The 14,213-nt window shown below is 70.9% G+C and carries 13 protein-coding genes and 1 tRNA gene; 3 read left to right on the forward strand and 11 right to left on the reverse strand.

Annotated features, from left to right (window positions below; translation table 11 throughout):
• The first annotated feature begins 31 nt into the window (after positions 1-31).
• Positions 32-1,372, forward strand: coding sequence for an MFS transporter (locus tag PV721_RS32935; RefSeq protein ID WP_416371235.1), 1,341 nt, complete (start codon positions 32-34; stop codon positions 1,370-1,372).
• On the opposite strand, the gene PV721_RS32940 is transcribed toward PV721_RS32935, so the two are convergent.
• Both PV721_RS32940 and PV721_RS32945 read right to left on the reverse strand, forming a co-directional pair.
• Positions 1,302-2,099: a S16 family serine protease gene (locus PV721_RS32940; RefSeq protein WP_319730821.1), complete on the reverse strand. Its 798-nt coding sequence runs from the start codon at positions 2,097-2,099 to the stop codon at positions 1,302-1,304. The genes PV721_RS32935 and PV721_RS32940 overlap by 71 nt on opposite strands.
• A 191-nt stretch (positions 2,100-2,290) precedes the next feature.
• A complete protein-coding gene (locus PV721_RS32945; RefSeq protein WP_007264382.1) occupies positions 2,291-2,932 on the reverse strand; it encodes an IclR family transcriptional regulator in 642 nt (213 codons plus the stop codon).
• 372 nt (positions 2,933-3,304) lie between these two features.
• Here PV721_RS32945 and PV721_RS32950 point away from each other — a divergent pair, with 372 nt between their 5' ends.
• Positions 3,305-4,693 (forward strand): hypothetical protein, encoded by a 1,389-nt coding sequence (locus tag PV721_RS32950; RefSeq protein WP_319730825.1) that lies wholly within the window; start codon positions 3,305-3,307, stop codon positions 4,691-4,693.
• An 85-nt stretch (positions 4,694-4,778) separates the two neighbouring features.
• On the opposite strand, the gene PV721_RS32955 is transcribed toward PV721_RS32950, so the two are convergent.
• The 4 genes from PV721_RS32955 to PV721_RS32970 all read right to left on the reverse strand — a co-directional run bounded on the left by PV721_RS32955 (position 4,779) and on the right by PV721_RS32970 (position 8,751).
• The gene (locus PV721_RS32955) at positions 4,779-6,563 is read right to left on the reverse strand and encodes a DEAD/DEAH box helicase (protein ID WP_319730826.1); all 1,785 of its coding nucleotides are present in this window, start codon (positions 6,561-6,563) and stop codon (positions 4,779-4,781) included.
• 129 nt (positions 6,564-6,692) lie between these two features.
• A complete protein-coding gene (locus tag PV721_RS32960; protein ID WP_319730828.1) occupies positions 6,693-7,064 on the reverse strand; it encodes a type II toxin-antitoxin system death-on-curing family toxin in 372 nt (123 codons plus the stop codon).
• Entirely contained in the window at positions 7,061-7,258 is a 198-nt protein-coding gene (locus PV721_RS32965) for a plasmid mobilization protein (protein ID WP_319730830.1), read from the reverse strand. Before PV721_RS32965 ends, PV721_RS32960 begins: the two co-directional genes overlap by 4 nt.
• 32 nt (positions 7,259-7,290) lie before the next feature.
• Entirely contained in the window at positions 7,291-8,751 is a 1,461-nt protein-coding gene (locus PV721_RS32970; RefSeq protein ID WP_319730832.1) for an MFS transporter, read from the reverse strand.
• Between the two features lie 181 nt (positions 8,752-8,932).
• Between PV721_RS32970 and PV721_RS32975 the strand changes: the two genes are divergently transcribed.
• Positions 8,933-9,004 (forward strand) — tRNA-Cys (locus PV721_RS32975).
• 60 nt (positions 9,005-9,064) lie between these two features.
• Here the strand turns inward: PV721_RS32975 and PV721_RS32980 are convergent.
• The 5 genes from PV721_RS32980 to PV721_RS33000 all read right to left on the reverse strand — a co-directional run bounded on the left by PV721_RS32980 (position 9,065) and on the right by PV721_RS33000 (position 14,009).
• A complete protein-coding gene (locus tag PV721_RS32980) occupies positions 9,065-9,613 on the reverse strand; it encodes a hypothetical protein (RefSeq protein ID WP_319730834.1) in 549 nt (182 codons plus the stop codon).
• Positions 9,613-11,895, reverse strand: coding sequence for a hypothetical protein (locus PV721_RS32985; protein ID WP_319730836.1), 2,283 nt, complete (start codon positions 11,893-11,895; stop codon positions 9,613-9,615). The genes PV721_RS32980 and PV721_RS32985 overlap by 1 nt, the downstream gene beginning before the upstream one ends.
• A 13-nt stretch (positions 11,896-11,908) precedes the next feature.
• Positions 11,909-12,337 (reverse strand): hypothetical protein, encoded by a 429-nt coding sequence (locus PV721_RS32990; protein ID WP_319730838.1) that lies wholly within the window; start codon positions 12,335-12,337, stop codon positions 11,909-11,911.
• Between the two features lie 73 nt (positions 12,338-12,410).
• On the reverse strand, positions 12,411-13,583 hold the full coding sequence (mycP, locus tag PV721_RS32995; protein ID WP_319730840.1) for a type VII secretion-associated serine protease mycosin: 1,173 nt from the start codon (positions 13,581-13,583) through the stop codon (positions 12,411-12,413).
• Between the two features lie 21 nt (positions 13,584-13,604).
• Positions 13,605-14,009 carry a hypothetical protein gene (locus PV721_RS33000; RefSeq protein WP_319730842.1) on the reverse strand — a complete coding sequence of 135 codons (405 nt, stop codon included), beginning with the start codon at positions 14,007-14,009 and terminating at the stop codon, positions 13,605-13,607.
• Between the last annotated feature and the right edge of the window lie 204 nt (positions 14,010-14,213).

Below are 14,213 nucleotides of genomic sequence, written 5' to 3' on the forward strand. Positions count from 1 at the left end.
CCCCTCCCCCACGCATCCCAGGAGTCCTGCTGTGCACGCCTTACTCCCCGACGGGCCGCCGCGCGCGGAGCGCCGTCCGGACAAGCGCCCACTGGTCGGCGTACTGGCCGCCAACACCGTCTCCATAGCCGGAAGTTCGCTCACCCTCATCGGCGTCCCGTGGTTCGTGCTGCAGACCACCGGCAGCGCCGGCCGGGCCGGGGTCGTCGCCTTCTGCGCCACCCTTCCCGTCGTCGTGGCGGCCCTGGTCGGCGGACCGGTCATCGACCGGATCGGCCGCCGCCGGATCTCCGTCGCCTCCGACCTGATCAGCGGTCTGTCGGTCGGCGCGATCCCGTTGCTGCACCGCGCGGGCGTGCTCGACTTCTGGATGCTGTGCGCGCTGATGGCCGTCGGCGGCCTCGTGCACACCCCGGGCCTGACCGCCCGCCACGTGCTCCTGCCGGACCTCGCCCGGCACGCCGGCACCACCGTCGCCCGCGCGGCCAGCCTCTACGACGCGGTCTCCCGGGGCGCCCGGATGATCGGGGCCGCCGTGGCCGGCGTACTGATCGCGGCGTTCGGCGCCGAGACCGTACTGCTGCTGGACGCTGCCACCTTCGGGGCGTCGGCGCTGCTGGTCGCCGCGTTCCTGCGCGGGGTCCCGTCCGCCGAGCCGCAGCCGGTCGCCGGGAAGGTGTCCTTCGCGGCGTACCGCACCGAGCTGGCCGAGGGCTGGGCCTTCCTGGCGCGCTCCCGGCTGCTGATGGGCATCACGGTGATGGTCATGATGACCAACGGCCTGGACCAGGGCTGGTCCTCGGTACTGCTGCCGGTACACGGCCGCGACGCCCTCGGCGGCGCCGCCACGCTCGGCCTGATGTTCTCCCTGTTCGGCGGCTTCGCCCTGCTCGGCGCCCTGCTCTACGGGGTGTGGGGCGAGCGGTTCCCGCGACGGGCGGTGTTCGCCGGGGCCTTCCTGCTCTCCGGGGCGACCCGGTACGTGGTGGCCGCCTTCACCGATACGCCGCTGCCGCTCGCGGTGACGATGGCCCTGGCCGGCCTGGGCGTGGGCGTGCTCAACCCGATCCTGACCACGGTCATGTACGAACAGGTGCCGGAGGAGCTCCGCAGCCGCGTCTCGGGGGTGACCATGGCGGGCTGTGAGCTGACCATGCCGCTGGGCGGGCTGGCGGCGGGCCTGCTGGTCGACGGGTTCGGGGTCGGCCGGGCGCTGCTGCTGTTCGGCGGTGCCTACCTGCTGACGACGCTCGCCCCGCTGGTCTTCCCGGCCTGGCGCGGCATGGACCGCAAGCCGGCCGTCAGCAGGACGGAACGTCCTCTCCCCGCTTCAGCGCACGCAGGGAGTCGACCGCGTCCGTCAGCGAAGTGACGGGGACCAGCCGCAGCCCCTCGGGGAGTTCCGACTGCGCGTCCGCGCACTCGGCCTTCGGTACGAGGAACACGCTCGCCCCGTCGCGCCGCGCGGCCTGGGTCTTCAGGGCCACCCCGCCGACGGCGCCGACCGCGCCGTCGGCGGTGATGGTTCCCGTACCGGCGATGCTGCGTCCGCCGGTGAGATCGCCGCCGCTGCCGTCGCCGTCGAGCTTGTCGACGACGCCGAGGGAGAAGAGGAGCCCGGCGCTCGGACCGCCGACGTCGGCGAGGTTGAGCTCGACCTTCACGTCCTTGGGGTCCTTGTGGAGATAGCCGAGCGCGGCTTCGGCGGCGGCCGACTGCGACTTGGCCATTTCCTCCAGGTTGTGCTTCTCGATGTCCTCGTCGCTTCCGCCCGAGGAGTAGACGGCCTCCTTGGGCATGACCGCCTGATCGGTCTTGAACCAGTGGTCGACGAGTTCGTGCAGCCGCATGGTCGAGGACGGACCGGTGGCCCGGATGGTCGTCATCCGCAGCTGGCCCTCGGTCTCCCTGACGGGCGCCCCGGTGACGGTGATGACCGGCTTGCCCTTGTCGGACCCCAGCACGTCGGACGTGGGGCCGGGAACGGCGACCACGTAGGGCAACGGTGCGAAGGCCGCGGCGACGAACAGCCCGACCACGGGCACGGCGCAGACGGCCAGGGCAGCGGGGCGCGACAGACGTGTGAGGCGTGAGAGCACCCACCCAATCTAGCCGCCGCCCGGCGTCCGCCCGCCCGAGCCACCCTTCCGACCCCGCCGAGGCCCCTCTGCCCCGCCGCGTGTGAGGCGCTGGGGTTCCCCCGGCCGAAGTCCGGGGGAGGGTCCGGGGCGGAGCCCCGGGAACGGCGCGGCCCCCGGCGGCGGACCGGGAGCCCCGCCGACACCGCGGCTCAGCGCAGCGCGTCGGCCACTTCGCGCGCCGCGTCCACCACCCGCGGCCCCACCCGCTCCGGCACCGCATCGGCCAGCATCACGACCCCGACGCTGCCCTCCAGCCCGGTGATCCCCACGAGCGGCGCGGCCGCGCCGCTCGCGCCCGCTTCGAGCTCGCCGTGCGTCAGCGTGTACCCGGGTTCGATGAGGGAGCCCTGACGGGCGGCCAGGATGGCCCGCCCGGCGGCCCCGCGGTCCAGCGGGTGGCGGAAGCCGGCCCGGTAGGCCACGTGGTAGTCCGTCCAGGTCGGCTCCACGACGGCGACGGCGAGGGCCTCGGTGCCGTCGACGAGGGTCAGGTGCGCGGTGGCCCCTATGTCCTCGGCGAGCGAACGCAGCGCGGGCAGGGCGGCCTCGCGTACGAGGGGATGCACCTGCCGGCCCAGCCGGAGCACGCCGAGCCCGACGCGGGCCCGGCCGCCGAGGTCGCGGCGGACCAGGGCGTGCTGTTCGAGCGTGGCGAGGAGCCGGTAGACCACGGTGCGGTTCACACCGAGGCGGTTGGAGAGCTCGGTGACGGTCAGACCGTGGTCGGTGTCGGCGAGCAGTTTGAGGACTCTGAGCCCTCTGTCGAGAGTCTGGGAGGTTTCCGCGGTCACGACGCCTCTCCCTCTTTCGGTGAGCGGCGGTGACTCTCGGGGTGGAACGCCGCCGGTCCCGCGGCGGCGCACGGAGAGGCCGCCGGTAGCGGCCATGGCACCGGCTGCGCTCCCGCGGCGGCGCTGCCACGGTGCGTTCGATGCGGGGACAGTAGCGAGCAGGTCCGCTCAGCGGAAGGGCTCGTCCAGAATCCGGGCGCGTGCTACCCGTTTATGCCGGTTCCTGATCGCTTCCGGTGTCGATTCGTAACCTCAATTGCCACAGGAGCTCTTTACCGCCCCATTACTCTGATCATGTTCAAAAAGATGGTCATTCGGCTCGGGGGGGATGCGCTCACGCGCACCTGGGCCGTCCGGAGGGGGAAAACCCGCATGAAGCTCAAGCGCATCGCCATGGTCGCCGCCGCCGCGGTGGTCGGCCCGACGGTCCTGATGGCCACGCCGGCCATGGCCGACGAGGTCCGCAACCCGGCGGTCACGACCCCGGACGCGGCGCCGAAGGACGACATCGCCCCGGCGACCGGAGAGACCCCGCAGGCACCGCAGGCACCGGAGGTTCCGGAGGCGTCGAAGCCCGAGGGCGGGCAGCAGCCGGCGGCCCCGGAGGCCCAGCCGAAGCCGCAGCCGAACCCGGCCGACACGGTCACGTCCGGGGGCGCCGGGAAGACCGGTCAGAAGGCCGCCGCCGCTCCGCAGCTGACCCTGGACGGCCTCCCGAAGGAGTTCACGTCCGGCGCCGGCTGGAGCGAGTTCTCCCTGCACGTGGACAACTCGGGCCGCCCGGCCGTCGACGACTACTCGCTCGAACTGGTCCTGTGGACCCTCGACACCTTCGGGTGGGAGGCCGGCGACATCCGGACGGAGGTCTACGCGCCCGACTCCAAGGGCGCCTGGGGCTGGCACGCCATCGCGCCGGACGGGTCCGAGGAGGTCTACAGCCTCAGCCTCGCCGACGTCGACATCGAAACCAACGAGGTCTTCGACCTCAAGCTTCGTATGAAGTTCGGCAAGGACACGCCGCCCTCCCGCTTCTCCCTGTCCACGACCGCCGAGGGCGGCACCGCGGACCGCGTCCGGTACGAGTCCACGGTGACCGCGCCCGACGAGCAGGAGCAGAACAACGGACCGAAGGTCGCCCTGCAGGGCCTGCCGGCCGGCGGCTTCAAGGCGGGCGGCGCGTGGCAGCCGTTCTCGCTCGGCGTCGACAACTCCGGCAAGGAGAAGATCGACAACTACGGCTTCTCGGTCTTCTTCGACAACAACAGCGAAACCCTCAAGTCGAAGCACCTCGCCATCGAGGTCTGGGACGGCGAGCGCTGGGTCGACGCCAAGAACGACTCGACGAGCCAGGTGGCCTGGACGATCATCGACCGCGCGGTCGGCAAGGACGCGAAGTTCGACATCCAGCTGCGGGCCAAGTTCACCGAGGACGCCCCGGTCGGCCCGATCTTCATCGTCGTGCTCGCGGACGACCACGAAGCGGACGGCATCACTTCCGACGTGGCCTTCGCCCACAGCTCGATCACCGCGCCCGGCACGGGCAGCGGCACCGGCGACGGCGGCACCACCGGCAACCAGCCGAAGCCCGAGGGCCACTCCACCCCGATCAAGGACACCACCCCCGTCGCCACCGGCGGTCAGCTGGCCGAGACCGGCACCGACGCGGCCACCAGCTGGGCCCTCGGCGGGGCCGGCGTGGCGCTCGCCATGGGCGCGGCCCTGGTCGCGGGCACCGGCCGCCGTCGCCGCCCCACCGCGTAAGACCGTAAGACCGTCACAGGGGACGGGGCCCGTGCGATGCTCCGCACGGACCCCGTCCCCTGTTCTGTGTGAGCTCACCACGAGGTCATCGCATGCGGGTGGCCCACTCCTGCACCTTCTTGATCCGCTCGCGCAGCTGCCCCGCCGTCGCCTCCGCGCTCGGCGGGCCGCCGCACACGCGGCGCAGCTCCGTGTGGATCACCCCGTGGGGCTTGCCGCTCTGGTGGACGTACGCGCCGACCATCGTGTTCAGCGACTTCCGCAGCTCGAGCAGTTCCTTGTGCGAGACCACCGGCCGGCGCTCCGCCGGGAGCTCCAGCAGGTCCGCCTCGGAGTCCGGCTTGCGGCGGCTGTGCGCGATCTGCCGGGACTGCCGCTTCTGCAGCAGCATCTGCACCTGGTCCGGCTCCAGCAGTCCGGGGATGCCGAGGTAGTCCTGCTCCTCCTCGCTGCCCGGGTGCGCCTGCATGCCGAACTCGGCGCCGTCGTAGAGGACCCGGTCGAAGACCGCGTCGGACTCCAGCGCCTCGAAGGACATCTGCTCGTCCTCGCCGGTGTCCTCGTCCTCCTGCTTGTTCGCCTCGTCCATCTCCTTCTCGGACTCGGCGTACGGGTCGTCCTCGCCCTGCTTCTTCGGCTTGTCGAGGACGTGGTCGCGCTCGACCTCCATCTCGTTGGCGAAGCCGAGGAGATAGGGAATGGTCGGGAGGAACACGGACGCGGTCTCGCCGCGCCTGCGCGAGCGCACGAAGCGCCCGACGGCCTGGGCGAAGAACAGCGGGGTCGAGATCGTCGTCGCGTACACGCCCACCGCGAGGCGCGGTACGTCGACGCCCTCGGACACCATCCGGACCGCGACCATCCAGCGGCTGCCGTCCTCGCTGAACTCGTCGATCCGCTTCGACGCGCCGGTGTCGTCGGAGAGCACCACGGTCGCCTTGCTGCCGGTGATCTCCCGCAGCAGCTTGGCGTAGGCGCGCGCCGAGTCCTGGTCGGAGGCGATCACGAGGCCGCCCGCGTCGGGGATGCCCTTCCTGACCTCCGTCAGCCGCTGGTCGGCGGCGCGCAGCACGTTCGGCATCCAGTCGCCGCGCGGGTCCAGCGCGGTGCGCCAGGCCTGCGAGATGGCGTCCTTCGTCATCGGCTCGCCGAGCTTGGCGGCGATCTCGTCGCCCGCCTTGGTGCGCCAGCGCATGTTGCCGCTGTAGGAGAGGAAGATGACGGGCCGGACGACGCCGTCGCCGAGCGCGTTCCCGTAGCCGTAGGTGTAGTCGGCGGACGACCGGCGGATCCCGTCGTTCCCCTCCTCGTACGAGACGAAGGGGATGGGGTTCGTGTCGGACCGGAAGGGCGTACCGGTCAGGGCCAGGCGCCGGGTCGCCGGGTCGAAGGCCTCCAGGCAGGCCTCGCCCCAGGACTTCGAGTCACCGGCGTGGTGGATCTCGTCGAGGATGACGAGGGTCTTGCGCTGCTCGCACCGGTTGCGGTGCAGCATCGGGCGCACGCCGACACCCGCGTAGGTGACGGCGACCCCGTGGTAGTCCTTGCTGAGCGGCCCGGCGGAGTACTCGGGATCCAGCCGGATGCCTATCCGGGCGGCGGCCTCCGCCCACTGCTTCTTCAGGTGCTCGGTCGGCGCGACCACGGTCACCTGCTGGACCACGTGGTGGTGCAGCAGCCAGGACGCGAGGGTCAGCGCGAAGGTGGTCTTGCCTGCGCCGGGGGTCGCGACCGCGAGGAAGTCCCGCGGCTGCTTCTCGATGTAGCGGTCCAGCGCTCCCTGCTGCCAGGCGCGCAGCTTGCCCGCCGTACCCCAAGGGGCGCGGCCGGGGAAGGCGGGTGAGAGGTGGTGGGAGGCGGTAGTAGTCACGGTCTCCGGTTCGTCGCTCTCGGCAGTCGTACGTAGGACAACCGGGCCACCCTACCGGGACGGGCCCGCCCCTCGCGGAGGGACAGGCCCGTGACCTCGGCGGGTGCGGCGAGCGTCACAGTCAGAGGGTCAGCGGGCGAACCTCGGCAGCTGCGCTGCGATCTTGGGTACGTCCAACGAGCCCTGGCACACGTCCAGCACGAAGCGCTCGGCCTCGTCGACGTCGAATCCGGCGTCCAGGGGGTGGCCGTTCACGTGCAGGAAGACCCAGGTCGCGTACCAGGCGATCCGCTTGTTGCCGTCCACCAGCCCGTGGTTGCGGGCGAGCGATTCCATCAGGGCCGCAGCCTTTTCCCAGATGTCCGGGTAGGCATCCTGACCGAACACGCTGGACCGGGGGCGCGCCAGCGCCGAGTCGAGCAGCCCGTAGTCGCGCACCTCACTGGTCCCGAGCCGCTCCGCGAGGTTCAGCACCTCGGGGAGGGTCAGGTAGTAGGTCACGCGAGCCTCCGGTTCAGCTCTCCGCTGACCTTCAGCACATGCTCGGCCGCCTCGTCGAACAGCCGGGTGTGTTCGTCGATGGCCCTGATCACCGCCTCGTGCGCAAAGGACTGCATGCTGCGGCCCTCCGCCTCGGCGCGCTCGCGCAGGGCGTCCAGCTCTTCCTCGGTGAACCTGACGTTGAGACCAGCCATGAAACGACGGTACCGCGCGGTACCACCCGGTGTCACGCAGGTTCGGGGGCTGGCTCCAGCCGGGTCGCGACCCACGCCCCCACCAGTGCCACGCAGGCCATCGGCAGGAACACCACCACGAAGGCGGCGGGATGCGAGGCCGACGCCCCGTCCGTCAGGGCGTGGGAGGCACCGACGGCGCCGCCCCCCAGCGCGGCGAACGCGGCGCCGCCGCCCGCCAGCAGGACCACGTTCGCCAGCGCGTCCGAGATCTGCAGCGCGGCGGAGTTCGCCCCCGCCTCCTCCGGCGCCGACAGCTTCAGCAGCAGCACGCTCGTGGAGCCGATCACCAGCCCCATGCCCAGGCAGCCGACCGCCCAGGCCAGCGCCAGCGTCCACACCGGCACGGACTCGATCAGCACGGCGGGCGCCGCGGCGATGGCCAGGGCCACCATCACCATCCCGGCCACCATCAGCCGTTCCCGGTACGGGGCCATCCGCCCCTTCGACTGCACCCAGGAGCCGCCCGCCCAGGTCAGTCCGCCGAGCGCGAGCGAGAAGCCGGCCAGCGTCGGGCTCAGCCCCCGCTGGGTCACCAGCATCAGCGGTACGAAGCTCTCCGCCGCGACGAACGAGCCGGCGGCCACCCCGCGCAGCAGCACCACGGACGGCAGTCCGCGCCGTGCCAGGTACGTTCCGCGCGGCAGCAGCCCCAGCACGGCCGGGACCAGCAGGGCCGCGCCGGCGATGCCCGGCACCAGCGACAGCCACCGCAGGTCCTGGGCGGCGTACTGGAGCAGGCCCGCGCCCAGCGAGATCCCGAGGGCCAGCCGGATCCGCCGCCGGTCGAAGGCCACGGGCTGCGCGTCGGGGTCGACGGGCCCGGACGCGGTCCGCCGTATCGCGGGCAGGGCCACCATCAGCGGGACGACGACCAGGGCCGGGATCCCGAGGAACACCCACCGCCACCCGAGGTGCTCGGTGACCGTCCCCGAGGCCAGCGGCCCGACGATCGAGGGGACCACCCAGCTCGCGGCGAAGGCGGCCATGATGGCGGGGCGCAGCCGCTCCTCGTAGGCCCGGCTGACCACCACGTACAGGGCGACGATGACCAGCCCGCCGCCGAAGCCCTGCACGGCCCGGCCGAGCACGAACACCCACATCGCCCCGGCGGTCCCGGAGACCAGGAGCCCTGAGGCGAAGGCGGCGATGCCGACGGCCAGCGGCCGCAGCGGCCCCTGCCGGTCGGCCCACTGCCCGGACAGGACCATGCCGAAGAGGCTGGTCGTGAAGTAGGCGGAGAAGGCGAAGGCGTACAGCCCGATCCCCTCCAGCTCGCGCGCGGCGACGGGCATGGCCGTCCCCACGGCGGTGGCCTCGAAGGCGATCAGGAAGACGACGGAGACGATCCCGATGCTGAGCGTCCGGTACGCGGGCCCGAGGATCCCGCCCGGCTGCAGGGGCGGGACCGGCGTCTCGGTTCTCTGGGGCACGCGGGGCTCAAGGGCACTCATCGCCCCAGAGTAAGGTGCGTAGCCCCATCTCGACCCTGTCTATTCGACGGATCCCGCCCTCCGCCCGGAGACCTAGGTCCGCGGTCCCTGTGAACGCGGCGTGGCAGTCGTGTTGCACCCGCCGCGGAACCCTTCCGGCTCCCCCGCGCCCCCCGTACGGTCGTGCACATCACCACCTCACAGCCGTGTGCCCGAGTGGTTGAGGGACTCGCCTGCAAAGCGAGTTACGCCGGTTCGATTCCGGTCACGGCTTCGCGGCGAGCCGCTCGGGGGCAGGCGCACCCCCGAGCGGCTTTCGCCTTGTCCGGCCGCGTCAGACGCCGCACTGCGTCTGCTGTTTCGCGGACTCGAGGTACTTGGTCATGAGCGCGGTGAACAAGGCCCGCGATGTGCCGGGCTTCATGTGCTCCACGGATCCGCTGAGCCCCAGCTCGAGGGCGAAGGAGTCCTTGGATCCCTTGCAGGCGAGGGCGACGCGGGCGCCCGTGTTCCACACGATCCCCTTGTCGCCGAGAGGAAGCGGATCGGGCGGGGGTTGATTCGGATCGGTGGGGGGCCAGGCGAAGCTCTGTTCGAGAGGCTGGCGCGTGGCCGTGACGAGTACCCGGCCCTGGCCGTCGACGTAGACGTTGCACGTGACCCCACGGCGCGCCGCGGTCAGGCGGGCGTCGACCGGTCCGGAGACTTCCACCGTCTCGCCGTAGCCCATGAGGGGCTCCAGGTCGGTCCGGGTGAAGACGCCGAAGCAGGTGCGCTCCGGCAGTTGCGGGGCCGCCGCCTTCTTCTCCTCGGCGCAGCCGGCCAGCGCTGCCGTCGCGAGCAGCACGACGGCGAGTACGAGGGGGCTACGAACACTGGGCATCAGGAGCCGCCGTTCGAAGTGGCGACCTGCCCACGGCCGACCGCGTGGGCGTTCGCCGTCTGCGTCGAAGCCAAACCGGCGAGGGCGTCGATGCTCCGCTGATTCATGCCCGTCCCCTCCGCGGCCTTGCGAACCGATTGCTCCGCGGACAGACCGGCCTCCACCTGGGCTTGCGTGTAGTCGAGCACGGCCTTGTGATCGGCGTCGCCGGTCTTGTCAGCCTGGTCCTTCTTCGCCCGCTCGACCACGCCCTCCGTGATGTCCTCCTGGAGCCACTCCACGACGTCACCGGCCAGCGGCACCATCTCCAGGTACTTGCCGCCTGCCGCGCTGATGACACGGTTGACCCACTTGGCATTGTCTTCGACGCCTTTGACGTATTCCTCCGCCTTGTGGCCGTTCTCCGCGAAGGTCCCCTCGGCCCTGGCCTCGGAGAGGATGCCCGCAATCTGGCCGCCGGGGTGCACCGCGACCGTGATCGCCGCGTCGATCTCCTCGTACTCGCTCCGGTGCGCGATGACATCGTTGATGAGCGTCGTCGTGAACGCCCGCTGGGCGTTGGTGATGGCGCCGTAGGCGTCCGGGTCCTGCCCCACCGCTCCGATGAACGCCGCCATGTCGGCCTTGTCGAACGAGGCCATCTCACCGTTGGCCTTGATCATCCGGCTGCCGTTCTCCGCCGAGGCCTGGATGTCCGGCATGTACTCTGCCGCCATCTGGCCGAAGTGCCCGGACAGGGCGTTCAGCGGGCCCTCCGGCTCGCCCGGATCCGCGTCGACCAGTTCCGGCTTGTCGCCGATCTTTTCGACGACCCGTTCCATGACGGCCGCCATCTCCTTGGTGTGTGCGACGGGCGGGGAGCCCTCGTCGCCCGGGCTCCGGTGGGATACCGCCGCCATGAGGGCGTCGCCGAGCGCCTGCTGGGCCGGGTGGAGTTCGCCGGTCCTCGTGATGTCGAAGCTGTCCATGTACGGCTTTTTGTCGAGCATGTAGTCGACCATGCCCCGGTCCTTGCCGTGCTGGCCGCCGACCGGCTTGTCGTCCTTCGTGACGACGCCGTCCTTGTTGCTGTCCTCGCGGACCGGCTCGTTGAAGAAGGCCGTCGCCGCGTCCGGGTTGTTGCCCAGTGCCTCCATGAGCCCGGTCAGCGGGTAGAAGCCGCGGCCGTCCCCGCCCTGGCTGAGGACCGACTCCATGCCGTACGGGGTGTGGAACTCCCACGCCTTCGGGTCCTTGCGGTCCATGGCGACCATGTCACGGCCGACCGACGTCAGGAACTCCGTGTCGTACTTGCCCTCGCGGAGCAGCGCGCCGAGGGCCTGGTAGCCGTAGATCTGCCGGACGCCACCGAAAACGTCCATCTCCTTGCGGCCCGCCTTCATCAGCTGCGTCGTCCAGGCGGCGTCGAGGTGGTGCGGTACGTCCTTGTGCGTGGCGAGGCCGAGCATGGCGCCCATGTCGCTCTGGATGTTCGCGACCATCAGCGCCCGGTCCTTGCCGGCCGCCCCGAGGCTCGTCGCGTCCAGGGACAGCTTGGAGTACATCTCCAGGGTGCCCTCGGCGCCGATCGTGCGGTAGAAGCCCGTCGAGAACTCGGGGTCCTCGCGGTTGTCGTCGAGCAGCTCCTCCAGCTCGCGCAGCGCCTCGACGTTGCGCGCTGTGCCGCCCTCGCCGGTGACCTTCTTCATCAGGTCGGCGGCGCGGGCCGCCTGTTCGGCGTCGAGCGTGGTGAACCGGGGTGCGCTGAAGTCGTGTTCGTCCGCGACGTTCGCCTGGAGGACGCGGACGAGCGAGTCGTCGGCGTCCTGGGCGTCCTCCACCGCGCGGTTGACGCGGGACTGCCAGGCATTGCGGTTCGTGTTCAGGGTCTGCTGGTAGTCGGGGTCGTGCCGGGCCGCGTTCTGGTCCGCCTCGGTGGGCAGGGGGATCGCGGAGACCCGCCCGGTGGCATCGATCCGGAAACCGGCCGCCGGGGCCTCGGCGACGAGCTTCCTCAGTTCGTCCTGGGCGGCCTTGAACGTCGCGTGCGCGTCGGCGAGGACCCGGTGCATGCCCTTGGCGGCCTTGGCCGCGTCCTCGAACTCCTTGGCCGTCTTGTCGACGAACCCCCGCGCCACCCCTGCGGTGACCCCGCTCCAGTCGGCCTTGTCGGACTTCGCCTTCATGCCCGTACGAGCGGCCTCGGCCATCTCGTCGAGCTTGCCGGCCATCGCGGTCCAGTCGGTGACCGCCGTCTGGAGCTTGTCCAGCGGTGCGTTCATCACGTTCTCGTACGTCAGCATCTCGGCGCCCCGTCTACTTCAGGTACTTGTCGATCGCGGACGCGGTGAAGTCGGCGTGGAGCTGCTGCTCGTCCTTGGCGTGGGAGGAGAGCGAGTAGTTCAGGCCGTTGGAGATGGTGGCGCAGGCCGCCACGAGGGTCTTGACCTGGCTCTCCCAGAGGCTGTTGGCCTTGAGCAGCGCCGCCCCGCTCGCGAAGCCCTCCTTGGTGAGGGCTCCGGCGGCCTCGGCTGTGGCGGAGGCGGCGTGCTTGCCGTCCGTCTGGAGGCGGGTGTGCAGCTTGTACGCGTCGGAGCCGATGGCACCGATGTGGTCCTGATTGAGTTCGAGGTCACCGTCACCGCCGCCACCGCCGCCTGGATCGGCGGGCACCTGATTGAGCCGCATGGACACGTTGGCGGTGGCGGTGGCGCGAGCCGCCGACCATTCCTCGTCGAACGACATCGCGGGAACTCCCGAGTCAGAGCCGGTAGATCAGAGTCAGGTCAGGGCAGGTGAAGCCAGGTCGTACCGATGCTCAGCGGTTGCGGCGTACGACGACCACGGTCACGGCGCCACCGATGAGCACGCAGGCCCCCAGACCGAGTGCGATCCAGGGAAGCGAGCTACCGCTCTTCTTCTCCTCGGCCTCGGCCGCCGGCTTGGACGCGGCGGCGTCGGGGGCCTTGCCTTCTGCGGAGGGCGCGGGCGACTTGCCCGCGTTCGCCGCAGCCGCCAGGTCGGGCAGGGGGTAGACGTCCGCCGGGCCAGGGTCGCCGGGGGTGGGAACCGCGATCCGGGGGCGGACGATGCCATAGCCGATGTAGTCGTTGCGCTCGACGCCGTCGGTGGGCTTGCCCGCGGTGTTCAGGAGGACGCGCAGGACCTGGTTGTTGGTCCAGTCGGGGTGGGCGGACCAGAGGAGGGCGGCGGAGGCCGAGGCGAGGGCGGAGGCGTCACTGGTGCCGTGGTTCTTGCAGATCCCTGTCTTACCCGAGCACGCCGTGACGATGTCCACGCCGGGTGCAGCCAGATCCACCTGAGGACCATGCTGCGATTCCTTGGTCGGCTCACCACTGGCATCTACCGCGCCAACTCCGACCACCCCAGGGGTCGCACCCGGATATTCAACCCAATTGGTCGAATTGCCGGTGTTTCCGACAGCCGCGAAGATCAGCTTGCCCTTCGCAAGGGCATACTTCACCGCTTCGGCCCGCGCCTGATCATCTTCCGGCGTTCCGCCCCTTCCCAGGGACATATTGATGATCTTGGCGTCCGAGTCTGCTGCGTACCGAATTGCCGCAACCCATGACGGCGTTGCCTTTTCAGTGTCCGCAACCAGGATCGGGAGAATCTTGACACCGGGAGCAAGGCCATAGCCACCGTCGCCACTCGGGTGTTTTCCCGTTCCGGCGATCAAGGCCGCCATGGTTGTGCCATGACCGCCCTGGTCAGTAGGTCCGTCGTCGCCTTGCGGGGTGAAACGCTTGCCGGGGACGAGCTGGCCTTCCAGTTCGGGAATTTCCCTGACCCCATCGTCGATTACCGCGACGGTGACACCCTTCCCTGTACTGATCTTCCAGATCTCGTCCGCCTTCATGACATTGAGATGCCATTGCTGCGATCGAATCGTGGCCGCGTGGGCCGGGGTCGCGGCGACCCCGGCCAGCAGGAGACCCACCAGGGCCGAGGTCGCCTTGCGCATGCGCATCCCGTGCAACGTCCGTTCTGCTCAGTCGATCACAGGCGGAACAACACGACGGTTGCCCTGCCAGGTCTCTTCGTCCTCGACCAGGTAGTCGGCGCGTTCGCCCGGCTGGTCGTCCCGTCGCTTGTCCGGCGTCTGCGCCCGTGCACCCGCGTGCCCCGTGGCACCCACGCCGTTGCGCACGAGGCCCGAGCCACCCTGGGTGAACGGCTGGCCGCCGGCGATCGGGCGAGCGCCTGTACCCGGCTTCCCTCCGACGATGCCTCCCGGCTCCGAGGCGAGTCGACGACCTGCCGCGAAGCCGTTCTGGCCGCCGTGGCCACCGCCGACGCCCGGACCCATGCCGCCACCCATGCCCCGACCGGCGTGAGCGCCTTCACCGATGACGTTGCCACGCGGAATGCCCGAGCTGGGGCCGGTCGACGTCACAGGCCGACCGCCCGTGATGCCGCTGTCACGTGGGGGCATTCCCGGCGTGCCGAGGACCTTGCCGCCAGGGGGAGGAGTACCGGGACCGCCCAATGTCGGGTACGGGCCGATACCCGGTCCGGTGAGGCTGGGCAGCTTCGTACCGCGGACCGGCGGAAAGCCGATGGGCGGAAGGACGGGGCCGGGGGTGGGGCTGACGGGACC

The sequence above is a fragment of the Streptomyces sp. MB09-01 genome (assembly GCF_033794505.1).
GTDB lineage: Bacteria > Actinomycetota > Actinomycetes > Streptomycetales > Streptomycetaceae > Streptomyces.